The sequence below is a fragment of the Methylocystis iwaonis genome (genome assembly GCF_027925385.1).
GTDB classification, from domain to species: domain Bacteria; phylum Pseudomonadota; class Alphaproteobacteria; order Rhizobiales; family Beijerinckiaceae; genus Methylocystis; species Methylocystis iwaonis.
Genome location: NZ_AP027144.1, coordinates 171,064 through 197,144, shown reverse-complemented (window position 1 = coordinate 197,144; position 26,081 = coordinate 171,064). Strand labels below are relative to the sequence as shown.

The 26,081-nt window shown below is 57.6% G+C and carries 14 protein-coding genes and 3 pseudogenes; 7 read left to right on the top strand and 10 right to left on the bottom strand.

Translation table 11 applies throughout. The features are described 5' to 3' along the window. Positions 1–220 precede the first annotated feature (220 nt). Positions 221–1,247 (bottom strand): annotated as a pseudogene (locus tag QMG84_RS20035) (IS110 family RNA-guided transposase). A gap of 363 nt (positions 1,248–1,610) precedes the next feature. Here QMG84_RS20035 and QMG84_RS20030 point away from each other — a divergent pair. Then, positions 1,611–2,192: pseudogene (locus QMG84_RS20030) on the top strand (IS6 family transposase); the annotation flags it as partial. Between the two features lie 275 nt (positions 2,193–2,467). On the opposite strand, the pseudogene QMG84_RS20025 reads toward QMG84_RS20030, so the two are convergent. Beyond that, positions 2,468–3,148 (bottom strand): annotated as a pseudogene (locus tag QMG84_RS20025) (IS6 family transposase). 371 nt (positions 3,149–3,519) lie between these two features. Between QMG84_RS20025 and QMG84_RS20020 the strand changes: the two are divergent. Then, the gene (locus tag QMG84_RS20020; protein ID WP_281932583.1) at positions 3,520–3,816 is read left to right on the top strand and encodes a hypothetical protein; all 297 of its coding nucleotides are present in this window, start codon (positions 3,520–3,522) and stop codon (positions 3,814–3,816) included. 196 nt (positions 3,817–4,012) lie between these two features. Here QMG84_RS20020 and lysM read toward each other — a convergent pair whose 3' ends face one another. Continuing rightward, positions 4,013–4,453 (bottom strand): peptidoglycan-binding protein LysM, encoded by a 441-nt coding sequence (lysM, locus tag QMG84_RS20015; protein ID WP_281932582.1) that lies wholly within the window; start codon positions 4,451–4,453, stop codon positions 4,013–4,015. A gap of 529 nt (positions 4,454–4,982) precedes the next feature. On the opposite strand from lysM, the gene QMG84_RS20010 reads away from it, so the two are divergent. Then, complete coding sequence (locus tag QMG84_RS20010) at positions 4,983–6,776, top strand: ABC transporter ATP-binding protein/permease (protein ID WP_281932581.1); 1,794 nt, start codon at positions 4,983–4,985, stop codon at positions 6,774–6,776. Positions 6,777–7,151: 375 nt separating this feature from the next. On the opposite strand, the gene QMG84_RS20005 is transcribed toward QMG84_RS20010, so the two are convergent. Further along, positions 7,152–7,343 carry a CsbD family protein gene (locus QMG84_RS20005; RefSeq protein WP_281932580.1) on the bottom strand — a complete coding sequence of 64 codons (192 nt, stop codon included), beginning with the start codon at positions 7,341–7,343 and terminating at the stop codon, positions 7,152–7,154. A gap of 226 nt (positions 7,344–7,569) precedes the next feature. Here QMG84_RS20005 and QMG84_RS20000 point away from each other — a divergent pair, with 226 nt between their 5' ends. Further along, positions 7,570–8,637 carry an AI-2E family transporter gene (locus QMG84_RS20000; RefSeq protein ID WP_281932579.1) on the top strand — a complete coding sequence of 356 codons (1,068 nt, stop codon included), beginning with the start codon at positions 7,570–7,572 and terminating at the stop codon, positions 8,635–8,637. Between the two features lie 84 nt (positions 8,638–8,721). Here QMG84_RS20000 and QMG84_RS19995 read toward each other — a convergent pair whose 3' ends face one another. From QMG84_RS19995 to QMG84_RS19985, 3 genes are all read right to left on the bottom strand, one after another. Continuing rightward, positions 8,722–8,865: a DUF3096 domain-containing protein gene (locus tag QMG84_RS19995; RefSeq protein ID WP_281932578.1), complete on the bottom strand. Its 144-nt coding sequence runs from the start codon at positions 8,863–8,865 to the stop codon at positions 8,722–8,724. Positions 8,866–8,953: 88 nt separating this feature from the next. Next, a complete protein-coding gene (locus QMG84_RS19990; protein WP_281932705.1) occupies positions 8,954–9,109 on the bottom strand; it encodes a DUF3309 family protein in 156 nt (51 codons plus the stop codon). Positions 9,110–9,330: 221 nt separating this feature from the next. Then, entirely contained in the window at positions 9,331–9,693 is a 363-nt protein-coding gene (locus tag QMG84_RS19985; protein ID WP_281932577.1) for a response regulator, read from the bottom strand. A 671-nt stretch (positions 9,694–10,364) separates the two neighbouring features. On the opposite strand from QMG84_RS19985, the gene QMG84_RS19980 reads away from it, so the two are divergent. Beyond that, complete coding sequence (locus QMG84_RS19980) at positions 10,365–14,660, top strand: chemotaxis protein CheB (RefSeq protein WP_434086000.1); 4,296 nt, start codon at positions 10,365–10,367, stop codon at positions 14,658–14,660. Between the two features lie 816 nt (positions 14,661–15,476). Here QMG84_RS19980 and mgtA read toward each other — a convergent pair. Next, positions 15,477–18,254 carry a magnesium-translocating P-type ATPase gene (gene mgtA, locus QMG84_RS19975; protein ID WP_281932575.1) on the bottom strand — a complete coding sequence of 926 codons (2,778 nt, stop codon included), beginning with the start codon at positions 18,252–18,254 and terminating at the stop codon, positions 15,477–15,479. A gap of 1,017 nt (positions 18,255–19,271) precedes the next feature. Between mgtA and QMG84_RS19970 the strand changes: the two genes are divergently transcribed. Then, positions 19,272–19,613 carry a hypothetical protein gene (locus QMG84_RS19970; RefSeq protein ID WP_281932574.1) on the top strand — a complete coding sequence of 114 codons (342 nt, stop codon included), beginning with the start codon at positions 19,272–19,274 and terminating at the stop codon, positions 19,611–19,613. A 981-nt stretch (positions 19,614–20,594) separates the two neighbouring features. Next, entirely contained in the window at positions 20,595–21,551 is a 957-nt protein-coding gene (locus QMG84_RS19965) for an alpha/beta fold hydrolase (RefSeq protein ID WP_281932573.1), read from the top strand. Positions 21,552–21,627: 76 nt separating this feature from the next. On the opposite strand, the gene QMG84_RS19960 is transcribed toward QMG84_RS19965, so the two are convergent. Together QMG84_RS19960 and QMG84_RS19955 are read right to left on the bottom strand one after the other, a co-directional pair. Next, complete coding sequence (locus tag QMG84_RS19960) at positions 21,628–21,828, bottom strand: hypothetical protein (RefSeq protein WP_281932572.1); 201 nt, start codon at positions 21,826–21,828, stop codon at positions 21,628–21,630. Positions 21,829–22,050: 222 nt separating this feature from the next. Then, complete coding sequence (locus QMG84_RS19955; RefSeq protein WP_281932571.1) at positions 22,051–26,073, bottom strand: chemotaxis protein CheB; 4,023 nt, start codon at positions 26,071–26,073, stop codon at positions 22,051–22,053. Positions 26,074–26,081: the final 8 nt, after the last annotated feature.

Genomic DNA, 26,081 nt, shown 5'->3' with positions numbered 1-26,081 from the left:
GTCAAGCGATTTTGCGAGGCGTCGAACGCGTATGCCGGGTGCAGGGTCGTCTTCGCGGTCGACATCGGTCGCCGCACGATGGGGCTTCGCGGGAAGAGCCTTCAATTGTGGACGACGCACTTCGCTGAAGCAGCGGTGCATCCCATCAGACGGAATGGCTCGGCCCACGTCCCGGCAGGGACGTTCTGGCGCGCTCGGTGCGAACGCTATCTCTAAACTGTCATGCGGCTATCCCCGCCATTCGGTCGAAGAGGGTCCCGGTTTTGAGCATTGCGTGCATTATGACCGCCAGCTTGCGCGCGACTGCGACTGCAGCTCGCTTGAAGCCAAGCCTCTGTTTGAGCGCGAGCCCCCATCTCCGCAAGCCGCTGTCGGCTGAGCTGCGCGTCAGGATGACTGTCGCCGCCTCGTAGAGAAGCCCTCGTAAATGGCGATCGCCGCGTCGGGATATGTGGCCGTCATAGTCCACCTCACCTGACTGATAGCGTCGGGTCGTCAACCCAAGCCAAGCGCCAACCGAGCGCGAATTCTTGAAGTTATTCGGATCCTCGATTGCAGTCGCGAAGGAGGTCGCTGTGATCGTGCCCACGCCAGGAATTGACATAAGGATACGGCAAGCATGACTTTGTCGTGCTGCCGCTATGAGCTGACGTCCAAGTTCGGCGGCGCGGATGCGAACGCTTCGCCATGCCTCCAGCATCGGCAGCACGATCGACGCCAGCCCGTCCTGATCAGCAAGAAGGGGACGGATATTCTTCTCGAATGAGCTGCCCTTGCCTGGTGGCACGATTAAACCGAACGTCTTCATGATGCCACGGATCTGGTTCGAAAGTTCAGTGGCGATCCTGACCAGGCGGGTGCGTGCTGCTACGAGCGTGCGGGAAAGCATACTATCGAACCCCTTCACGCGAACCTCACGGAAGAAGCCCACCTCGGCAAGATGTGCCAAGCCGTCAGCATCATTCGCATCGGTCTTGTTCGTGGCCATGTCTAGAGCTGCCTTCGCATGACGAGCATCAATGCAGATTGCCGGCAATCCTTCTTCTTGAAGGGCATGATAAAACCACACGGACAAGGGGCCTGTTTCGAACACGATACGCCGCGCCGCAGGCGCCCGCTTGCGAACAATGTCGGCGATGAGCTTGGGGTCGGAGGCGCATTTCCCGCGCCAGACGCGTTTGCCTCCGCGCCGAATGGAAATCGCCGTATCTTTTTATCGATACATCCAGACCAATATATTCTTCCAAGGCCGTTCTCCGTCAGATGCTTGGGCCCGGCGTGCGGTCGTGAGCCCGTGTTTCGATCTTATCGGAGAACAGCCACCACGTTGCAGTATCCGCATAGCCTGGGACGACTCGCTCCCGCGATTACCCCATGTGGACGCCCCCCGACGGCCTCGATGTGCCAGAGTGGAGGTGTTGAATCTCACTCGAGGGAGGCGTCCATGTGAAAAGTCGCATTCGAGGCCGGACACATGTCAGCACCTGACTACGCGCCGTAGCGATCCGGAAGATTTTTCTTGCGCTGAAGCGGGCGTCCACACATGTCGCAAATTTCTATCTGACGTCGGCCTGGGTTACGCTGGCTGGCGGGGCAGGCGGAACAGCGCAATGACCGAGTTCAAAGGGAGCCATTTTGAGCGTGACGTGATCCTCTGGGGCGTGCGCTGGTATGTCGCCTACCCGATCAGTTACCGGCAGCTGGAGGAGATGATGGAAGAGCGCGGGGTCGAGGTCGACCATTCAACGCTCAATCGCTGGGTCGTCAAATACGCGCCCGAGCTGGAGCGTCGGTTCCGTTCCCACAAGCGGCCTGTCGGCTCCAGCTGGCGGCTGGATGAGACCTATGTGAAGATCAAAGGCTCCTGGAGATATCTCTATCCGGCCGTCGACAAGGCTGACGCCACGGTGGACTTCTTGCTGACGACCAAGCGGGATCGCGAAGCGGCGTTGCGGTTCCTGCGGCGAGCGATCGGTCAGAACGGCGCGCCGAAGAAGATCACGATCGACAAGAGCGGCGCGAACACCGCGGCAATCGAGAGTTACAACGCGGAGCACGAGGCGGGCATCGAATTCCGGCGAAGGAAATATCTCAACAACATCGTCGAACAGGACCACTGAGCGATCAAGCGGGTGGTGCGGCCGGCGCTGGGGTTTAAATCCTTTCGCTCGGCCGCGGCGACGCTCGCCGGCGGAACGTAGCGCCGAGATCCCTTCCCGGCCCTGTCAAGATCGGAACGCAAGGTTTCGATGTCCTCGAGGGAGTAGGTACGCCGGTTATTCGGCTGCGCCGGAGGCCCCTTCCCCTCCGCCACGAGCTGAGTTCGGCGGCATCTGCATTGATGAGCGCCCTAATGTCGCCGAGGAGCTTCTCTTGGGAGGCAAGTGACAAGGTTTGTATCCTCAGAAAAAAGGGTTCTGTTGCGTTAATTTTTTAGCGTGTAGTCAGGTTGCTCCTCGGGGGTGTTTCAGGCGGCAAGCGAATAGAACTGTTCTGCGACGGAAAGATTTCCGCCCGCATTGGAAATCATCTGGCGTTTGTTGATCATGTGCATGAGTTCGATACCTTGCAAGGTGGTTCGGGCCGAGCGAAAAGATTTGAAACCTAGCATCGGCCGCACCACTCGCTTGACGGCTCGGTGGTCCTGTTCGACGATGTTATTTAGGTATTTGTTCTGCCGCATCTCAATCTCTTGGCTGGTTTTCTCCTTGAGCGCATCGATGGCTGCGGCATTGGCCCCGCTCTTGTCGATCGTGATCTGTTCCGGCAGACCGTGTTGCCCCACCGCTTTCTTGGAAAAGCGCAGAGCGGCTTTTTTGTCGCGATGGGCTGCCAACAAGAAGTCGATGGTGTGCCCGTGTTTGTCGACGGCTCGCTAGAGGTATTTCCACTGACCGTTGACCTTGATGTAGGTCTCGTCCATCCGCCAACTGTTGCCGACCGCCCGCTTTTCGCCTTTCCGGAAGGCGACCTCTAACTGCGGCGTGAACTTCTGGACCCAGCGGTAGATGTTGGAATGATCACCTTTAACGCCCCGCTCGAGCATCATGTCCTTCAGGTTTCGGTCGCTCAGGGGATAGGCGAGGTACCAACGGACACAAAGCAGGATGACGGTCTTTTCAAAGCGGTGTCCTTTGAAGTTGATCATGGGGGCCGATCTAAACGGTGTTGGGCGAGCCCACAGCTTACCCAAACCGCGCCGCCTCCGCTAACGCAACAGAACCCCTGCGGTGGATAACCTGCCTGGGCGGCAATGTTTCTGAACCCCGCGTGGAACGACGGCTCACGGACCGCAATGCTTACGCCAAGGCTGGAGAGCAGCCATCGAGATAAGAGCAAGCTGGAAGTTAGGCCGTGTTCTGCGGCATGGAAAACAACGCGCACGGCTTTCGCCCCCTCGCCGGATAACGACCGCGTGCTTTGCTTACATACTATGGAAACCCAATACCAGGCGCCCATATATCGGACGACCGCGCATCTGCCATCGCGAGCGCGCGCACAAATTCATGGGGTTCTCTAATGAATGTCAAAAACGTAATGCTCGCTGTTGCCTTCAGCGGAGCCTGTCTTATCACCAGCGCCTCGGCATTGCCGATCTTCAGCGTGCCGGGTGTTACGACTGCAACACAGGTGCGCGACGACGACGCAGGTGACATCGCCGGTAGGGTTATTCGAGGTCTTGGGGGTTCTAACAGGCACCGAGACGGCGACTATGATGGGCGCCGCTACCGTGACCGCGATTATTATGGACGTCGCGACCGGGACCGCGATTATTACGGACGTCGCGATCGCGGTTACGATCGCCCTCGCTATTAGGCCCTTGATCGCTCGGCGCCCGAGCGCGATGCCGTGACATACTGCATCGTCCAGGGCGCCAACCTTGACTGATCGTCCGCCTTCCAGAACCCGCGCGCAAATTCGTCCGAACCTCTGGGAAAAGGTGAAGCTTCACAACTCCACTTTCCTCTGTTCCGTTCGGACGGACCGCCGATTGCAAGCTCGCACCTCGAGCTCAGGGGATGCGGAGCCTTTGCCCCGGATAAATTTTATCGGGGTCCTTTAGCAGTTCTTTATTCGCCGCGAATATCTCTTTATATCTCCCGCCCTTGCCGTGGCCATAATGCGATTCAGCGATCTTCCAGAGCGTATCGCCTCGTTGCACGGTATAGAATTTGGATTCGCCGTTGGCGTTCGCGGCGACAATGTTGTTCTCGACCCTAGCCACCCCCTTGGCTGTGTCGACAGCGCGAACAATCTTATCCACATCTGCCGACGTGAGTGCGCTGCCGCTGAGCGTCACCCTGTCACCGTCGATCTTAATGTCGATCTTGGATGCATCGACACCCTGCTTCGCGATTTCTTTCTTCAGGTCTTCGGCAGCAACCGGAGTGATGGCGCCTGTTGCGGTGGGCGCGGCTTTACCCTTGCCTGTTATAAAATCCAAAAGGCCCATTTTAGCCTCCTCTGCCTCGCACAGGCGATTGACCTCGCGCAGCGCCGATATCACTGGCTTTTCGCCACGGGCACAACTCTAGAGACCGTAAAGTCGTTCCTGGACAATCAGCTCAGAGGCCATTCTGAACGCTAAGGCACAGCGTAGCGGCCGTAGGTAGATTCCGAGGCTGAATCGTCACTTCGTGTCGTCTATGGTGAAACCAATCCCTCCTATGTCCGAACCGATGGCGAAGGCCGTCGTTCTTGCAGTGGAGGATCTCGATTCCTCACTGTCAGGCGAACCCTATGAGAAGCCTTCTGACACCATGATCATTACTGACGTCCGGGCATGACACATTGCCGCTCTCAGACCGTCAGAGGGACGCGCTGTCAGCCATATCAATTTCCGCTGTGTCGCATTTCCAACGAACGACAGGAGCGCAAGCGAGAAAATCGGAATTGAACGTGCTTTCGAGGCGCCATCGCAAGCGCCGCATGACAACAGCTGTTGAGCTTATGACAGACCACGCGTGCGTTTGAGGTTCTCTATGTCTGAAGCTCTTCGTTCAACCGCTGACGCATGGCTCCTACGTCACTTCGTATCTCTCTCGTCCGGCTTCTGGACAGGGTCAACACGCGGCAAGGCTGCCCTGTTTGTACTTGGCCTCTTTGGCTGCCTGGTCTTGAATCTCCTCCCTGCTATCGCCGTGAACCGGTGGAACAAGTTTTTCTTTGACGCGCTGCAGAGCAAGGACCAGCGCCTGCTCCTTCTCGGCATGGGCCTCATGCTGGCGCTTGCCTTGACCTCGTCAATGACGAGCGTCGCGCTGCTGCAAATGCGCATGCGCTTTCAGTTGCGCTGGCGAGAATGGTTGACGCGAACGCTTGTGAGGCGCTGGATGGAGCGCCGCCGCTTTTATCAGCTCACCGTCCTTCGGCTTGTCGATAATCCGGAAGCGCGCATCGCTGAGGACGGGCGGATTGCCATTGAGCTCTTCGTCGATTTTGCGACCGGCGTCACGAATGCTCTACTCATGGCGGCCTCCTTCGTCAGCGTTTTGTGGTTCATCGGCGGCTCTTTAACCCTCTGGGGCGTAACGGTCCCCGGTTATCTTGTGATCGCCGTCGTGTTCTATTCCGCATGCACGTCCTACGGCATGTTGCTTTTGGGGAGGCCGCTCGTCTCGCGCGTCGAGGGGAAGGCTGTTGCTGAGGCAGATTTTCGCTTTGAGCTCTCGCACACGCGCGAGAACGCCGAAACGATCGCACTCATCGGCGGCGACGACACAGAGCGGGAGCGTCACTGCACGCGATTCGATCAAGTCGCTCTGTGCTGGGTTGCGGTAATTGGACGACAGGCGCGCATGTTGTTCTTGTCGAGTGGCAATAACGTTCTCGCGCCCGTCATCCCGCTCATGCTGGGCGCGCCCAAATATCTCGCCGGAGACATGTCGCTCGGCGACATCATGCAAGCGGCGGCGGCCTTTATACAAGTGCAACTAGCACTCAACTGGCTGGCCGACAACTCGATGCGCCTCGCCGACTGGTTCGCCTCGGCGCGACGCGTCGCGGCCCTCGACCTCTTCTTCGACAATCTCGACAAGCTCGCCATCGGAGTCGAGGACAAGATGATCGATCTCGCCTTCAGCAACGATGGCGCATTGCATCTCTGTGGACTATCCATCGCCCAGCATGATGGCGCGCAGATGCTCGCTGACACCGATGCAGTGATCAGACGCGGCGAGAAAATACTCGTGGAGGGAGAATCCGGCGCCGGCAAGAGCACGCTGATTCGCGCAATTGCCGGATTGTGGCCTTGGGGCAGCGGTAGCATTCTTCGTCCGAGGGACGCGCGCGTCGCATTCATGCCGCAGCAGCCTTACATGCCGCGGGGCACTCTGCGGGATGCGCTCAACTATCCCCATGACGCCACCCCGCCGGACCCCGCGCGCATAGAAAAAATCCTCGTCACCTGCGGGCTCGCTCATCTCGTGTCGCGATTGGACGAGGAACAGAACTGGTCCGATGTGCTTTCGGGCGGCGAACAGCAACAGCTTGGTTTCGCGCGTGTGCTGTTGAAGCCACCCGACATCATCATCATGGACGAACCCGCCTCGGCCCTCGACGATCTCAGTCAGACTCGGCTGATGGAACTGCTTAGCGAAGAAGCACCCAACTCGACCATCATCCACGCCGCAAGACGAAACGTCGACGAACGCTTCTACGACCGCGAGATTCAGCTTAAAGCGAAACCCGCCTCGAATGGCCAAGGAGTTGCAGATTTTCGTCGAGCGTTGTCATCCGATGTATTGCAGGATCTGCGCGAAGCGCCGACCAGCTAGAATGATGGAAGGTGAGACAAACGAGGGGCCAATGGCGGAGCAAAAGGCAGTCATTAAGACTTGGCCGCTGAGGTACGCTTCGCTCCGGAAAAAGCGCTGACCTAGCTGCGTCACTGCTCAGCGCAGGCCGAGGAACGAAAGAATGGCCAGGATGATCACGATCAGACCGACGAGGTAGATGATGCCGTTCATAATAAGTTGTTATCGGGATCCGCTTGCGAGGTGGGTCAAGCTGGTCGGGCGCGGACGCCCTCCTTATGCCTTCTCCACGGCCGAGCTGAAGCACTGCGGCGGGACTGTATCCTCGGCGCCCTTCAAAGCCGATCCCCTCGGCCCGCTCTGAAAGGCGTTTTCTTACTCGAGCCGAAAGGAAAATCAGGCCTTATCTATGATCTTCTTAACGGCTTCCTTGGCGTTACCGACAGCCCCTTGAGCCTCGCCCTTGAGCTTCTGCGCGGCACCCTCGATCTCGAGCCTCGGATTGCCGAAGGCCTTCCCGACCGCCTCTTTGACCGCGCCGGCCGCTTCATTCGCTGCGCCCTTGATCTTGTCTGTTGTACCGCTCATAGGTCGTCTCCTAATGGAAAAGATGACCAGTGCATTGATCGGCACTGGACCGGCATTGCGTCGGTCGATTTCTCGACGACAAAAGTGTATTCGCGAAGGAGAGGCATCGGTAGCTTCGGAAAACACCTACGAATAAATCAGGCGCATTCTAAAGAAGCGAACGTTCTCCGCCAAACTTTCGATAAAGTGTCCGCTATACAAGGCCACACAATGACGGACCATGCGGATGCGCGCCACTGAAGACACAGCGTTTCTAGCCTTGACGTTGGCGGTATCCGTCGCCTTCGCCTGGATACTTTGGCCCTTCTACGGAGCGATCCTCTGGGGAACCGTGATCGCAATCGTGTTTGCGCCAATGTATCGGCGCCTTTCGAAGGCATGGCAGCAAAGGCGAAATCTCGCCGCCGTTGCGACGGTGATGATCATTGTCTTAGTGGTGATCCTTCCATTGAGTCTGCTCGCAGCGTCAATGGCGCAAGAGGCATCCGGCGTATACGATCGACTCCAATCAGGCGATCTAGACCTCGTACGCGTCTTTCGGCAAATCTTCGACGCCTTGCCTTCATGGGCGGCGGATCTCCTGCGGCGCTTTGGTCTGACGAGCCTAGGAGAGGCTCAGGAAAGGTTGTCCGCCGCCCTTATCAAGGGAAGCCAGTTTTTTGCGGCAGAGGCGGTCGTCATTGGACAAAGTGCGTTGAGCTTCATCGTGAATCTTTGCGTGATGCTCTACCTTTTGTTCTTCCTGCTACGCGACGAAGAGGCGCTGGCTCGTCAAATCAGGGACGCGATTCCGCTTCGCCTTGACGAGAAAGATGCTCTCTTCCGCAAATTCGCGGTCGTCATTCGGGCTACGGTAAAGGGGGATCTGCTCGTGGCGCTCCTGCAAGGAGCGCTCGGCGGCCTCATTTTCTGGATCCTCGGAGTCAGCGTCCCGCTGTTATGGGCGGCATCAATGGCTATTCTATCTCTGGTCCCAGCAGTAGGCGCCGCCTTGGTTTGGGGCCCGGTCGCCATCTATTTCCTGACGACGGGCGCAATTTGGCAGGGTATCGTTCTGATTGTTTATGGCGCATTCGTAATGGGGCTTGCGGATAACGTTCTTCGTCCGGTCCTGGTAGGCAAAGACACCAAGATGCCTAACTACGTTGTGTTGATTTCCACATTGGGCGGCATCGAAATGTTCGGACTCAACGGCTTTGTCAGCGGGCCAGTGATCGCGGCAATGTTCATAGCGGCTTGGGATATTTATTCCGCAACGCGGCCGGGAGCGCACCCAGAATCTGCCAACCGATGATCTCTGGCGTCCACAACATGATTAACGGTTGTTGCTAGGCGATGCGCGTCTCGGCCAGTCGAATTGTGAAACGGAAAAGTTTGATCATTTAATGAGCCCCAGGCCCAATATGCCCGAGACGATTAAAAAGATCGCCACGATATAATTGAGTAATTGCGGCATGATCAGGATGAGGATGCCGGCGATCAAGGATACGATCGGTTGAAGGTGCGCTAAGCCTACAGTCATAATCACTCTCCGCAGATTGGAGGAATCCATTTACCGACGGAATATGGCATGGCCTTGACGCGATAACCTTTGAAGCGAGGCGGCGCGCCTAGATTTTGCCGAGAAGAACGAGGATCAGGACGACGATGAGAACAGTTCCCAATGTCCCCGAAGGTGCATAGCCCCAACTCGCACTATGCGACCAATTCGGAAGTGCGCCGACGAGCAACAGGATGAGGAGCACAAGGACGATTGTTCCAAGCATGAGAATGCCTTTCCATTTGTTGCCTGTTGTAATGCTCGGGCAAATGTGACGTTGCGCCGCCTGGCGGCCGAATTGAACCCCGGCGACAGGCTTTTGTGTCCGCATGATCGATCCCCGATGTGCAGGCCGACAAGATTCGGAAAATACTCATTGACCGGCGTCGTGACCTTAGGCCGCCTCAGGACGTTTTAAGTTTGGAGAAAGTGTCGTGTTTGCCTAGCTCATGCTCCCAAGCCTTCGAGCGCACGCTGAATGGCGTATATGAGGTCGGCTTCGCCAAAGGGCTTTTGAACCGCCACAGCGGTAGGCCTGGACGCTTTAATTCTTGAAATATCCCCGCTCACAAAAAAGTGGGGGATGAATCCGGTGTCGCATATTTGCTCCGCTGCGGAGGCGCCGCTTCCATCGCGCAGCCCTACATCGATAATCATCAGTTCTGGTTTGCAACGAAAGGCGGCTGCCACTGCGTCCGCTTCGGTGCTCTCAATGCCGCAGACCTCGTGGCCCATCATTTCGAGCGTTTCGGCAAGCAGATCGCCGAGCATTGGGTCATCCTCGACGAGGAGGATACGGAGTGCTTTCATCGGTCTCGCCTCCCGTTCCGCCTTCGTTCACCCCGATTTCGCCTCGATCGTTCGGCTCCGATGACGCCGGCGCGCTCGGCAATGAGATCGGAAACCCCTTCTACCTCTTCCGAGACTCTGTCGATTGGCTCGTGGGTCGCAATGAAACCAGCTCCGGGCGCATTCCAATGAGGCTGCTTCACCTTGGCGCGCAAATCCATTGCCGCCGGATGCTTGTTGAGAAGTTCAACGGACCGGGACGGAATGTTTTGGGTTAATGTGTTATGGGCCTGGCGCACAGGTGAAGCTCCGAGGGCTTGGGGACCATTTGCGACTTGGCGGCGTCGTGGCCGCAGATGACACGAGCGAAATCCCACAGTCTTGTGTCTCGACGATAGCCAAATGCTTTGTGCCAAGAGAAGGCACGGAAACTACTCAGACTATCGCCCGGTATGGCAACCAGACCACGTGGAGCAAATGACGACCGCCCGCCAGCCTGTTTCAATGGACGCGCTAGGCGTCGCAAGTCGACGCAAAAGATGCGGCATGATAAGCATAAACAGTTGTGTCGTGTGGCAAGACCAGAAGAGGGAATCCCGTAAATTCACCCGCAGGACACCATGACGACTCGAACACAGCCGCAGAAGAACATCCCTTCGGCTCCAAGTTCCCCCCGCGAAAGCGGAGATTTTTTGGTCGTCGGGATCGGCGCTTCGGCGGGCGGCCTCGACGCATGCAAGAAGCTTCTGGGCAACCTCCCCGCCTCAGATCGCATGGCGTTTATCCTGGTCCAACATCTCGATCCCACGCACGAAAGCATGATGGTGGAGCTGCTTTCGGCACACACCTCGATGACCGTCGTGCAGGCAAACGACCGCATGCCGATTAATCCCAATCATTTTTATGTGATCCCTCCGGGGTCATATCTGGCTGTCGACGAGGGAGTCCTGCGCCTCTCGCAACCGCTTGCGCCTCATGGCGCGCGTCTGCCCTTCGACTTTTTGCTGCATACGCTGGCCAGGAATTTCGGCCCGCGCGCTGTCTGCGTGATCCTCTCGGGAACCGGAACCGATGGCAGCCTGGGGTTGAAAGCGATCAAGGAAAATCGCGGCCACGTTATCGTGCAAGATCCCGCGGAAGCGGCGTTTGACGGGATGCCGCGCAGCGCGATTATGACCGGCGTGGTTGACTTGGTGCTTCCTGTAGCGACGATTGGAGAGGCGCTCGTCGCATATGACCAGCGGCTGGCTGGTTTAAACGAGCAATCCGGAAATTCCCGAGCTGGCCCAGAAGATTATCTTCGGCAGATCGTCGACCTATTGCGCACAAAGACCGCCCACGACTTCACGCTTTACAAGCCGGGCACGCTAGAGCGCCGGATCGAGCGGCGGATGGGGATGATTGGCGGCAAGGCCGCCGACATGAATCAATATCTTGACCTGCTTCGAGGCGACGCCAAGGAGCTTGATCTTCTGGCAAAGGACTTGCTCATCCACGTAACGAGTTTCTTTCGTGACGCTCGGACGTTCGCGCTGCTGGCCGAGAAGATCATCCCGGATATTGTCAGGAACCATGCGCCTGATCGAAACATTCGCATATGGGTCGCAGGCTGTAGCACGGGCGAAGAAACCTATTCGCTCGCCATGCTGTTCCTGGAGCAGATCGTTGCAGAAAACCGCAGCCTCAAGCTCCAGATTTTTGCTTCCGATGTCGACCCAGACGCGGTCGCCAGCGCGCGCGAAGGTCTTTACTCTGAAGCCATCGAAAAAGATGTGTCTGCAGGGCGTCTTGCACGCTTTTTCACAAGCGAAGATCATTGTTACCGGGTGACGCCAGAGCTGCGTTCGACAGTGGTTTTCACTGTTCAGGATATACTCGCCGATCCTCCCTTTTCGCGTCTCGATCTCATTTCATGTCGCAATCTTCTAATCTATCTACGTCCAGAGGCGCAGGAGAAGGTGATTGCGCTGCTCCATTTCGCATTGCGCGACGGGGGCATCGTTCTCCTAGGCGGCGCCGAGACGATTGGTAACGTCGACGGTCGCTTCGAGGCGATCTCCAAATCCGACCGAATCTATCGGCGCATCGGTCGGAGCCGACCGGGCGACCTCAGCGCTTTGATAGGCGCCGCCTATGGAGGCGGGCCGCCCCGGCGTCAGGACCAGGAGCAGAAAGGGTTGCGCCCAGCGGCCCTAGCCGACCTTTGCCAACGGTTGGTCATCGAGACCTACGCGCCGGCGGCTGTGCTGATCAATCGCAAGTATGACTGTCTCTATTTTCTCGGGCCGACGGACAGCTATCTGAAAGTCGCGCCCGGTCATCCCGTTCAAAACCTGCTCACGATGGCGCGCGAGGGCTTGCGGACCAAGCTCAGGGCCGCGCTTCAACGGGCCGGTCAGGAGAATAGACGCATCTTCGTCGCCGGCGGGAAGATGAAGCGAAATGGTGACACGCATTCATTCAGCATCGACGTACAGCCGGTTGTGAGCGAAGGGGAAGAGCTGCTGCTGGTTTGCTTCATCGACCAGCCTGAGCCCGCTCCCGGGCAAGGCCACCAAGTGGCTTCCGGAGAATTTTCACGGATCGCTGAACTTGAGCAAGAACTCGAGGCCACGAAAATCGAGCTTCAGGGCGCGATTCACAATTTGGAGATTTCCAGCGACGAGCAGAAAGCGGCCAACCAAGAAGCGTTGTCCGTCAATGAGGAACTGCAATCCACGAACGAGGAGCTTCTGACCTCCAAGGAGGAATTGCAATCTCTCAATGAAGAGTTGACTGCCCTCAACGCCCAGCTCCAAGAAACATTGGAACGACAGCGCATATTATCCAACGATCTGCAAAACGTTCTCTACAGCACTGATGTGGCGACGCTCTTTCTGGACGCCAATCTCAATATCCGCTTCTTTACACCGACCACCAAACTGCTGTTCAGCGTCATCCCCACAGACGTTGGCCGGCCGTTGGCGGACCTCCGGTCTCTGGCGGCGGATGACGCGCTTCTAGCGGACGCACAAACGGTGCTGCAAGACCACTTGCCGATCGAACGAGAAATAGAGGCTCAGACCGGCTCCTGGTATAGCCGCCGGATCATGCTTTACCGCGCCCAGGATGATCGTGTCGAAGGCGTTGTGGTCACCTTTACCGATGTCACCGAAAGACGTCAGGCGCTGCAAGCGCTGGAAGCAGCAAAACGTCAAGCGCAACAGGCGAATATGGCAAAGTCGCGCTTTCTCGCCGCTGCAAGTCATGATCTCCGTCAACCGCTACAATCGCTCGTGCTGCTGCAGGGGCTGTTGGCCAAGACCGTCAAGGGAGAGAAGGCAAAGAGGCTGGTCGCGCGCTTCGACGAAACGTTGAACGCCATGTCCGGCATGTTGAACGCGCTGCTCGACATTAACCAAATCGAGGCAGGCACGATCCGACCGGAAATCGTCTGCTTTCCGATCAGCGATCTTCTCGAGCGGCTGAAAGGAGAGTTCGTCTTTCACGCGCAAGCGCAGGGACTTTCCTTCCGGATGGTCTCATGCAAGCTTTCGATATGCACCGATCCGGCGCTGCTCGAGCAGATGATCCGCAACCTGTTGTCTAACGCCCTGAAGTACACCCGAAAAGGCAAAGTGTTGCTCGGTTGCCGTCGGCGGAAGGGAATGCTGAGCATCGAGATTTGGGACACCGGAATCGGGATCCCCGATGGCGAACTTCGGGCGGTCTTCGACGAGTATCATCAGATCGACAACGCGGCGCGCGAACGCAAACGGGGACTTGGGCTCGGTCTTTCCATCGTGCAGCGCCTAGGAGGTCTGCTCGGCCATCAGGTCCGCGTCGCCTCTAAAATTGGGAAGGGCTCGGTCTTTGCCATTGAGGTCACAGTCCCGACAGACGAGTCCGCGCCGCTGCCAGGAGGGGGCGTTCGCGACAAGATTATCGAAGTAGCCAAAGGCGCTCCGCACACAGGCGCGGTTCTGGTCATCGAGGATGATCCAGAGGTTTGCGACCTCCTCAAACTTCTCCTTGAAGACGAGGGTTATCGCACAATGACGGCGCCCGATGGAATTGCGGCGCTCGATCTCGTTTTGCTCGAAGGCTTCCACCCCGATCTCATTGTCGCGGACTACAATCTTCCAAGCGGCATGGACGGGCTCGACGCCGCCGGGACGCTTCGGAAAAGACTTCAACGCCAGATCCCGGTCATTATTTTAACCGGCGACATATCGACGAGCGCCTTGCACAAGATCGCGATCGGAGACTGTGTCCAGCTTAACAAGCCCGTAAAATCAGCCCAGTTGATGCGGGTCGCCGAACGGCTTCTCGCGCAGTCCGGTTTCGCAGCGTCGCCACCCACGCCTGTTCCAAACACAGGCGAAGATACCAAGGGCCGGGAGCTGGGCGTCATCGCCGTCGTCGATGACGACAAGCGAGTCCGCGAGACGCTGCGGGAAGTGCTCGAAGACGATGGCCGGGTCGTCAAAGAATTCGACGCCTGCGAGGAGTTTCTCGAAACCTATCACCCGGGCCGAGAGGGCTGTCTCCTGCTCGACGCCTATCTTCCTGGGATGAACGGACTCGACTTGCTGAGACGGCTGCAGGAGCGCGGCGCGCATCCGCCGACCATCATGCTCACTGGCGCCGCCGACGTAACGATGGCTGTCGAGGCCATGAAGGCAGGAGCGTTCGATTTCGTCGAGAAGCCGATCAGCCGCGACGACCTGCTCGCCTGCGTCAAGCGCGCGCTCGAACACGCGCGGGATGCGAACAAGTTGGCGGAATGGCAAGAGAATGCCGCCGCTCACGTGGCTGGTCTGACCGAGCGACAGCGCCAGATCCTCGATTTGGTCCTCGCTGGGCACCCTAGCAAGAATATCGCGGCCGATCTTGGCATTAGCCAACGCACCGTCGAGAACCATCGCGCTTCGATCATGAAGAAGATGGGCGCTAAATCTCTTCCGGAGCTGACCCGCTTAGCGCTTGCGGCTACTTCGAAAGGCTGATGGCGGGCGACATGTCCATAATTGCGCGTCGAGCAATGGCCTCCACGACCCCGTAGCACTTATAGGCGACGATTAATTTTGACGCTATCTCAATGCGCGCGGAGCATGCCCGCTTCTTGAGGCTCACGACCTTCCCTCACTTCTCAGAGGCGCGGTGTAGAATTTTTCACTCCGGCCTTTTTCGCGCGCGGTTTTAAATGAGCGCCCGGTTCTACGTGCGCCTTCTCGCTCCCTGAGTTTGGCGACGAAGACGGGACCCTCGCAGGCTCATTTGTCGGAGTCGGAGCTTGCAGGGCACCGCCACTTTCATTTGTTGGTCTATTTTGCGTAGCTTCATCGCGGCTAGGAACCTCGTCTGGCATAGGTCCCTTGGTGGGAGACCCGCCGACGCAGTTCGTGTTGTGTGGATCACAACTTGAACTAGCAGCACTCCGATCTCGCTCGGGTGAGTCGAATTCTGTCGAAGCCTTCGATGGCGCTGTTGGATGTTCGACAGTGGTATCGTCATTAGCTGGGTGATTAGTAGTAAAGATCGCGGCAATTCCGGCGTTAACCAGAGCACGAAATTGGACGATCTCTTCGAGCGGCACCGCATAGACGCCTATTCCAAATCCGATCGCCCCAGTGATCATAGCCGCAATGATGGTCAGGAAAGCTCCTCGCGACATTCGATACATCCTCCGAAAAAGAATACCCAGCTTATCTCAGGGGCATATTCCATACTCTGGCCGTTGCAGCAGCGCGTATTCCATTCGGTCCGCATCCATATCCTTATACGCCCCACGACAGTCATTGTGGATATTCCCCTGTTTCGCTTCAGCTCTTCTCTTGGAGTTTTTCTCGCGACAACCCACCGGAAGCGAGCGCTAAATTACGGAGGAACTCGTCGCGTTTCGAACCACCGGTTCCACCAAGCCAGCGATAAAAGCTTTTCTTGGCGAATTCGACAATCACCAGATAAACAATCACCATCGCGGACAATATGAAATAAAATCGACCAGGGAGCGGCTCAAACCCGAAATAGGGCCCCAAAGGAGTAAAGGGAAGTATCGCGCCCATCGTAGCGATAGTGAGGGATGTCGCGACGAGGACGGGATGCGCACGGCTTTTGAAAGGATTGCCGCGCGTGCGAATGATGAAGATCACCAAAACCTGAGTGGATAGCGATTCAACGAACCAGCCGGTCTGGAACAACGCTTCATTCGCCTTCATCACGACTAACATAACGTAGAAAGTTAGAAAGTCGAACACGGAACTGATCGGTCCGATGACGAGCATGAAGTTGCGAATAAAGCTCATGTCCAGGACCTGCGGACTGCGTACGTCCTCTGTATCTACTTCGTCAAGAGGGATCGGCACCTCCGAAATATCGTAGAGAATGTTGTTGAGGAGGATCTGAGTTGGCAGCATCGGCAAGAAGGGAAGAAACAGCGCCGCGCCCGCCATGCTGAACATATTGCCGAAGTTGGAGCTGGTGCCCATCATTATATATTTCATGATATTTGCGAAGGTGCGACGACCTTCCAACACGCCGTCGTGGACGACATGCAGATCCTGATCCAGCAGGATCATATCGGCTGCTTCTTTAGCGACGTCGACGGCTGAATCCACCGACAGGCCTACATCGGCCGAGTGCAAGGACGGAGCATCGTTGATGCCGTCGCCCAGATACCCGACGACATGACCGCGGGCTTTGAGCGCGAGGATTACTCGATCTTTCTGCGATGGATTGACCCGACAAAACAAATTGGCTTGTCCGACCCGGACACGCAAGGCGGAATCATCCATCTCTCCGATCTCTTTCCCCGTCAGAACTCCCGTAACGGGGATGTTCAAGGTCGTGCAGACGTGTTGGGTGACCAATTCGCTATCGCCGGTGACGATCTTCACCGTTACGCCGCTTTGGGCCAGCGCCGAGAGCGCCGCGCCGGCGCTTTCCTTTGGCGGGTCTAGAAATCCCGCGAACCCCGCGAATACCAACTCCGCCTCGTCGCCGACAACGGCATGAGGATGGTCCTTCGGGACCTGCCGCCAAGCGATGCCCAAGAGGCGAAAGCCTTCTTTTTCGAGGGCGATGCGTAGTCCCTGAATCCGTCCAATTCCGGTAGCATCGAGTGGAGGCTGGGTCTTATTCCCCTGTTCTTCATACCGATTACAAAGAGCCACTATCTCCTCGGAAGCGCCCTTGACCACCAGCAATCGGTCGTCGCCTTTCTCAACTAAAACAGAGATGCGGCGCCGCTCGAAGTCGAAGGGAACTTCGTCGATCTTTTTCCACGCGCTCACGTCGATGTCGTGGTGGTCGAGGATCGCGTCGTCGAGGGGGCTTTTCAGGCCGGTCTCGAAAAAGCTGTTGAGATAGGCAAGTTCCAAAACACGGTCGCTAGACTTCCCTTCCCCATCCACATGCTGTTCGAGCTTTATCTTCGCCTCAGTCAAGGTGCCGGTCTTGTCCGTGCAAAGGACATCCATCGACCCAAGATTTTGGATGGAGGCCAAGCGTTTGACGATGACGCGCTTCCTCGCCATGTGCAGCGCGCCCCGCGACAAGGTGACGGACACCACCATTGGCAGGAGTTCCGGGGTCAAGCCCACCGCAAGCGCGACTGCAAACAGAAAGGATTCAAGCCAAGGCTTGTGCAGTAGCGCATTAACCAGCAGCACAAACAGCACCAACAAGATCGTGAGGCGCATGATGAGCAGGCCGAAACGATGCGTGCCGATCTCGAAGGCGGTGGGCGGCGGCCGGCGACTAATGCTGTCCGCAATGGCCCCAATGGCCGTGTTGGCGCCTGTCTTCACCACGCGCATTCTGCCGCTGCCACTGATGACGCTTGTGCCCATGAACACAGCATTGGCGGCGTCTTGCAGATCGACCGCATCACCCGATAGAATTCCGGAACGCTTTTCGACAGGATAGGGCTCCCCGGTCAACAGCGCCTGCTTGACGTATAAATCGCGCGCTTCCAGGACCAAGCCATCCGCCGGGATCATATCGCCGGCGGAGAGCACGGCGAGGTCGCCTGGAACCACATCGGTCACCAGCGTATCCAATGGTTTGCCGTCGCGTATCACCGTGGCCCGCAGCGATACGGACTGACGCAAGCTTTCTGCTGCTTTACCGGCGCGGTGCTCCTGAACGAAATCTAGCGTCACGCTGAACAGCACCATCGCCGAGATGATTAGAAAGTTGGCGACTTCGCCGGTCAGCGCTGAAATCGCGCTGGCCACGAGCAAAAGAACGACGAGAGGGTTCTTGAAGCGAGAGAGAAATTGCAGAAGCAGTGACTGTTGTTGACGGTCGCGAAATAGGTTGGAGCCAAACTCGGCGAGACGCGAACGCGCCTCTGCGCTCGTCAAGCCAGCCGCGTCGGTAGCCAATTCGGCCTCGTGGTTCGCAAGTGGCTTCAGCCACCAAGCAGCTTCCTCAGGCTGGACCTTGGATGTTGCGCTGGATTTCTTCCAGAGAAGGAGTCGATGAGTCACCCACAAGGCAACGAAGGCTACGAAATATACGCCAACAAAGTAATAGAGGAATCGAGGCACGATCAAGCCCGCGTGGATCGGCACGACGGCGAAACTGGTGAGAGTCATTAGAGCCCCATTTCTGGATACGCCGCAGCCTGGCCTGGAGACGCCGGCGATCCCCGCCGACGCGCGAATAAATCCCTCACAGAAGCCCCGTGAGTCGACGGGCATTTGTTCATATGCGTCAAGGTGCTACATATTGAGGCGCAATCCGTTTTACCTCAAGGCCGGCCATAAGGGCTTTCGGCACAAACACGTCTAGACGCTGAAAGGGCCCGGCTGGTAGTGTCTCATTAAGGCGAGCGTGCGCACGCCGACAAATATCCCTAAGAGGTGACCCATGGCCGATATCCAAATAGCGAATATCGAGCAGCATCCAAACGGAAGATTGCTTTTTAGCGTTCGGGCGCAGGCTAGCGGGGGTAGGATGGAATTTCCGATCGCGGTGCAGGATGAAGGAAGTGCGGAGCGGAATGAAGTAGCTGCCCTGCGATCTACGCTTCGCTTTGCCGAGGAGTTGGCCGAATCCGTTCGGCTACGCCTAGGATTATGAACTTCCGGATCGGCGAATCTGAGATCGCCGTTGAAATTCATGAGATTCAGGACGACCGCGTTCGGGGCTGCGCAAAGTGCTCTCGATTAGCGCCGTTCCTAAAGAAAGCATTGCCGAAGAGAACCGCCCTCGCCCCCGGCAGATGAGGAGAGAGCCAGGCCACCGCGGCATCTGTGGGGCACTTTCCGAAACGTCTTACCAGCGCCCACTGCGGATCTGCTGAAACGAGCGTTCGACCAGTCGATGTCCGCGCAGCACTCGTCAAAAGAACCGCAGCATTCGGCGATTAGGAGACGCGTGAAGACTCGTCCTCTCGCGGAGCCGTCAAATTGCATTCCCGATTACAGCCAAAGAAGGCAGCGCGGACTTCGCTGCGGACCACTTCAGCGTTCGAGGGATGCGCCCTCCCCGCACTTGGCGCGAGCAAGGTTGAAACCTATATCTATCCTACGGAAATTCAAGCGACCAATCTCTGCTTTAGACGACACCGCCGCGATAATGAGGCCAACCGCCAATGCTTGGGTGCAGGCATGTCTGACATCACAGAACAAATACGAAAAGAAATTAGGGAGTGGCAGAAGCAAAGCGGCGTCAGGGTGCCCGAGCAAGTGCAACAAATCCTTGTGGCAGCTGTGAGCGCGATCGTCTACGACCCGCACCCGGGGTGGCGTTTGCCAACTGGAATGGAGCCTTGGCCCTCGAAAGATGAGGGGCTGCGAGAGATTCAACAGGATGCTATCAAAAAAATACCTGATATACTCGTCGACTTGGCCAAAGCCTCTCCCGGAGAGGCGGGCATAAATACATTTACGTTGCTACACTCCGGACCTAATATGCTTGAGAAACTTTGCCCCTTTGACAAGGGCCATTAAATGCCGAGGTTCTCGTCCATACGCCAAACGCCGCTCGGTGGCGCAAAGCACGACTATACGCTTCTATAGGCGATTACGAAGGATGGGAGCGGGCATGAAGATCAGAGCTGGCCTACCTTTCGACCATCCACTTCAGCGCCAAGTCACCATAACCGTGCGTCAGTGTCCCAAGTAGGATGACGGCGACGCCGACGACCCTCTCGGCAATAACGTCATGCACAACGCCCCGGCGCACAAGTTTGTGTTCCGCTCGCTTCCGCTGCAAAAATTGACGTGAAGAGTAACCCGACGAGGGAGCCTGAGGCGAAGGGCTGACGGCGTCGAGCAAGCCAGTTGGCAACTGGCGATCGACGGTTTCCTGGAGGCCCGTCCGAAAGAATGGCCGTGCGGTCACAATGACTCCCAAGCATGTCACGGCTGCACCAAAACGCGACCCGATCTCAGGTTCATAAGTAGCGAGGAACCACGCGACATGCCCTGTACATATCAACAGGAAAATCACAGTGTACCCAAGCCAAGTCCACCAATGCCGGCTCATGCGCGCTCCTCTCGCTTGATACCGATTGTTCCGCTTCGCGTATAGCTGACCCGTTCTTATGCTTGACAGCCGCGCGGCTCCCTTCACGGTCTATGGAACGCGAGCACGATCAGCAAACTCCGAGCACGAGTTCGTCGAACATCGTCATCGAGCCTAATGACGCGCGGCGCCCATTTCACAACGGTAGTTTGAAACTACGTCGGGCCGGGCGCGTTAAGCGCATTCGAGCAGAGGAGAAAATCATGGGCTTAATGAAATCGATTCAAAAAGACGTGACCGACTCAGCGTCCGCAGTCGGGGCCGGTGTTTCGGAGTGGTTCGATCGACGTGGGCCTGTCAAGAACGCGGTAGCGCGCGCCGGGTCCGCGCTTACTGGAGGAGCCCGGCCGAGTTGGAGTCGTCCTTCTGTCCTCGGTTCGGCCGCGCTTGGTGTCGCGGCTGCGATGGGCGCGCTCGCCTATTACAATATCCGCAAAACGCGCCAGGACGAAATGGAGCATCCGCCAATTGGTCAGTTTATCAACGTCGACGGCATGCGCCTGCACTACATCGACAAGGGCAAGGGCGATGTCGTGACTCTCGTACACGGCAATCTCACGCTGGCGGAGGATTTCCTGCTGAGCGGCATCGTCGACAAGCTTGCGGAGCGCTACAGGGTCATCGTCTTCGACAGGCCAGGCTTTGGGTACAGCGAGAGACCCCATCGTGTTTGGACGCCGAGCGCCTATGCGGAGTTGTTGCAGAAGGCGTTTTCGCAGCTCGCAGTCGAACATGTGACGGTCGTCGCCCATTCTTTCGCGTCGCTCATCGCCCTGGACCTCGCGCTCCAATATCCGGCGCTGGTCGAAGGGCTGGTGCTGATCGCGGGCTATTACTATCCGACGGCGCGAGCGGATGTGTTCTTCATGTCCTTTGCGGCTATCCCCGGACTTGGCGACATCATGCGCTACACGATCACGCCGCCGCTCACGCGGCTTTTCCTGCCGGGCGTTTTGAGGTGGCTCTTTTCGCCAGCGCCGGTTACGCAGCGATTTGAGAAGGGTTTCCCCAATTCCTTCGCTGCGCGCCCGGTCCAAATTGGCGCGGAAGCGGAGGACAGCGTTCTGATGGTGGCCTCGGCGATGAAGCTGGAAGCGCGCTATGGCGAGCTGAAGCTCCCGATCATCATCCTGGTGGGAGATGGCGACAAGATGGTCGATATCGATCGCCAGTCGAAGCGCTTCCACGATGAGGTGCCGCAAAGCGAACTTATCGTGATCCCTGGCGCCGGCCACATGGCGCACCATACCGCGCCAGACCAGGTCGTGTCAGCGGTCGATCGTGTGGGGAGCCAGGGGAGGAAGCCGGCGACGACCGATCGCAAGCAGGAGGCTGCCTCTTCCTGGTCGAGTTTCAGCTGAACTTCAGGCGGGCGTCTTTGCGCCCGTCTCCATTCCCGATTGGGCGGAAGGGGTCGCTTGCCCGCGCCCGTCGGATTTAAACGTGCTCGCGCATACTCTTCTCATATTTGGACAAATCAGCGAGAAACTCCGCGCTTTCAGGGGTGAGGCTTTCAGGCAGCTCCGACCGCCATACCGCCGATATGTAATTTTCGACCGTGATCGGCACGCCGTCCCTGATCAGCTGCTGTAGGACGTCGTCACCTTCGTAATAGCGCCACGCTGGATTCGTAGGCATCGTTTTGTCCCTTCATGGAGAACAGAGACCGCTGCATCCCGCGGCGCCAAGTTGGGGAGTTGCCCGGGGCTTATTCTATGCAGCCCATCGATTTGTGCACGATAATGGAAAGGCTGGTCCTTCTCTATTGGGGACTGTGCTTAGCAAGGCTGCTACGCGGACGTCAGGCTGCTAACGGTAGCGCCGCGCTAACCGAGCGAAAAAGTCTCGCGACGCTCTTATCTATCGGCGGGTTGGCTGAACATCGTTAATGAGCGCCAGGAGGGCCGATATCTCCACCGGCTTCACCAGATGGTGATCGATTCCCGCTTCCTTTGCATGAGTGACGTCCGAGGGCGTACCATGTCCGGTGATGGCCATCAGCGTGGCATTCGCCGTCGCGGGATCAGCGCGCAGATGTCTTGCGACTTCGTATCCCGTGATATCAGGCAGGCCGATATCGAGCAGGACAATATCAGGACGCTTCTCGGCCGCGGTCTTCAAGGCGCTTTGTCCGTCACGCGCCAGGAAGACCTGATGGCCATCAAGCTCCAGCACGCACTTCAACGTCTCTGCCACGTCGGAATTGTCTTCAACGAGAAGGATGCGTCGAGCTACGCCAGGCTTGTCGGCAATCGAGCCTCCGCGCGGAGGCTCGACCTTCTCTTCACCCGAATTTGAGAGCGGCAGTCGTACGATGAACTCCGCTCCTTTACCGGGCCCCTCGCTTCTCGCGATGACGGAGCCTCCGTGCAGTTCGACGAGACGCTGCACCAATGAGAGGCCGAGGCCGAGGCCGCCGATCCGGTTTTGAGAAGAAGGATCAGCTCGCATGAAGAAGTTGAAGACTTGAGGCAAAGTCTCCGCCGCGATCCCGATCCCATTATCCGCCACCGACAAGAACGCGTCGCCGCCGTCCCGCCGCAAGGCTACCCAAATTCGACCCTTTTCCTGCGTGTATTTATTCGCGTTGTCGAGCAGGTTCGTAAGAATCTGAACGAGCCGCACTTCGTCGCCATCGACGAAGAGCGGCTGCGAATCTTGTTCAATGGCAAGTTCCTGGCCGCGCTGATCGATCGAAGATTTGACCGTGGACAGCGCCGCCTTGAGGACTTCGCCAAGATCGACCCGCTCCTTTGTGAGATTCATCCCCTCGCCCGACCTGATCTTGGCGATGTCCAACAGGTCGTCCACAAGTCGCGCGAGATGCGTCAACTGACGTTCGCAGATCTCCTCCAGGCGCCGAAACTCTGGGTCTTGCGGCAGCCGTCTTTCGATGATCGCCAACGCGTTGCGAAGCGGCGTGAGCGGATTGCGCAGCTCGTGTCCAAGCATCGCCAGAAATTCGTCTTTCCGCCTGTCTGCCTCGCGCAACATCTCCGCCTCACGCCGGGAGTTCTCCGCAAGTCGCTTTTCCGTGATATCCGTGTTCATGCAGACCCAGCCGCGAAGGGCGCCGGTCTCCGAACTCAAAGGTGCGGCGCGTATCTGGGTCCAGCGCCAATCGCCGCTTTTCTGTCGCATGCGAAATTCGGCTTCAAGTGGCTGGTGCGTCTTCATGCGGCGGCGCCATTCAGAGAGGAATGCCGTCCGGTCGTCGGGGTGCACCGCGTCGAGCCACCCTTCTCCCCGTCTTTCCATTGCAGATTGACCGGTGAACGCTCGCCAGCTCGGCGAGTCCTCGACAACCTTGCCCTCGGCGTCGGCGGTCCAGACTGTCTGGGCGTAAGCAGCCACGAGGACCCGGAAGATTTCCTCGCTGTTCCGCGCGTCGAACTCCACTTTCTTGAGCTGAGTGATGTCCACCAGAGTGATGACGACTCCTTGCGCCTCGTCGGAGGAGGATCGGTAAGGATTGACCCGGCTAAGATACCATTCGCCCCCCCGACTCTGGATCTCGCGCTCAACGGGCGTCAGCGTTTCGAGGACTCGCATCGCATCCTGGTCGAGAACGTCGTATCCAAAGCCATGGCGCAATTCCGCGAACGGACGCCCCTGGTCGCTCGTGCGAATATTGAGCAGCCCCTGCGCTCGCGGCGTCGCGCGCATAATGCGCAAATCCTTGTCTAGAAAGAGAGTTGCGATCTCCGTCGCCGCCATCAGGTTCTGCAGATCGCTGGTGAGCTGGCTCAGCGCTTCAACTTTGTCTCGGTTCTCCTGATTGACCGTCTGCAGCTCCTCGTTCATCGACTGCAGTTCTTCCTTGCTGGTCTCCAACTCCTCCATCGTGGAGCGTAGCTCCTCATTGACGGATTGCAGCTCTTCGTTGGTCGCCCGCATTTCCTCTTGAGAGGTCTCATATTGCTCAATGACCGTATGCAGACGGTCTTTGGTTTCTTCGAGTTCGGCGCGCGCCTCCGCTGCGTCTTGACTTAATGGGACGGCTGGCACTCCTTCGGACGCTTCGGACTCGAGGAAAATGACCATATTCAGGTTGCCGAGGTCGGCGCCCGTAGAGGGCTGAACATAGAGAACGACTTGTTTTGGCCTGCCTTCAATCTGGATCGGAATAGGCCCTGTCCTACGGCTTTCGCCGTGTTCGACCGCGGCGTGTAACGCCGCGCGCAATTCTACGCATAATTCCTCGCGCGCGAGCCTGAAAACGCTCCCCGAAAGTTCGCCTCCGGGGATACGCAAATATCGGCCGGCGCGTTCAGACGCATGCACAAGACGAAAATCCTGATCGACAAGGATGCTCGGCGGCGCAAAACGCTCGACAATTTTCTGGTGTAGCACGCCGTAGCTTCCGGCTCCTTCGACTCGCGAGTTTGCAGCCTCGACGGAGCCGTAGCGTCGCAACGTCTGCGGAAACACTGGTAGCTTCGGCTCCGGCGCCGGCACATTACGGCGGCGGTACAGACAATGCTGTTTGCTCTCCAGATGGAAAAGCCCGCCTCGATCCATGGATTCGGACGGACCGAGAAGAAGTAACCCTTCAGGCCTGAGCGCGTAATGAAAAAGGTCGATGACGTCGTGTTGCAAATTACGTTGAAGATAGATCAAGAGGTTACGGCAAACGATAAGGTGTAGCCGCGAAAAAGGGGGATCACGCAGCAGATTGTGAACCGCAAAGACGACGACTTCCCGCACTTCTTTCCGGATTCGATAGCCGCTGTCTTCCTTGACGAAGAACCGTCGCAGACGCTCCGGAGGGATCTCCACGTCGATCGATTCGGGATAATAGCCATCACGCGCAAGGCGTAGCGACGGCTCGTGAAGATCTGTCGCGAAAATCTCGATACGGGGCGGATCGGTGACGAGTCCTGCATGCTCGAGCAGCAGCATCGCGAGACTGTAGGCTTCCTCACCCGTTGCGCATCCGACCGACCACACGCGGATAGTGTCGGCGGATGTCTTCCCCTTGAACAGTTCGGGAACGATCTCTTTCTGGAGATAGACGAAAACGTCGGCGTCACGAAAAAATTGCGTAACGGTGATAAGAAACTCCTCCGCGAGCAAGCTGGCTTCGTATGGATCGCTGCGCAGGAATTGGAGATAGTCTTCGAGAAGCTCTTTCTGATTGAGCTGCATTCGACGTCGTATCCTGCGGGCCACGGTCGAATGCTTGTACTGGGAGAAATCGATATTTGTGCGCGCTCGAACTTCGGTGAGAATCTCCTGAAGGAATTGGCGATCACTGTGTTTTTCTATCGCGTCTGGACTGTCTGGAAGCTCGATTCGCGGTCGCGTTGTCGCGAGACGCATAATGTGCGCCGGCATCTCTTCGACCGGCAGAACGAGATCCACGAGTCCGGTTGCGATCGCGCTCTGGGGCATGGAACCGAATTGCGATTCGCTCGGCTCCTGTGCGATTGTGAACCCCCCGAATTCCTTGATGATCCGCACCCCGTAACTGCCGTCCGCCCCGGTTCCCGAGAGAATGACGCCGACGCAACGGTCGCTGTGGACCTTCGCCATCGTTTCGAAAAAATGATCAATCGCCGATCGCTCCTGCTTGCGCCGATCGATTTTCGAAGGTCGAAGGCGACCGTCTACGAAAGAGAGATCCTTTCCGGGCGGAATAACGTAGATATGGTTCGGCTCGACGACGAGTTCCTCGGCTACCTGAGTGATCGGCATGGGAGAAAAGGGAGTCAGGACCTCCGCCATGAGGCTCGGCTGGTCAGGGCTCAAATGAACGACGATAACAAAAACGATGCCGCTGTCGCCTGGCAATGCGGGAAGGAGCGTCTTGAGCGCATCGAGACCACCCGCGGAAGCGCCGATGCCGACGAACAGCAAAGGTTCAGTCACTATATCAGACATGCGTCTCC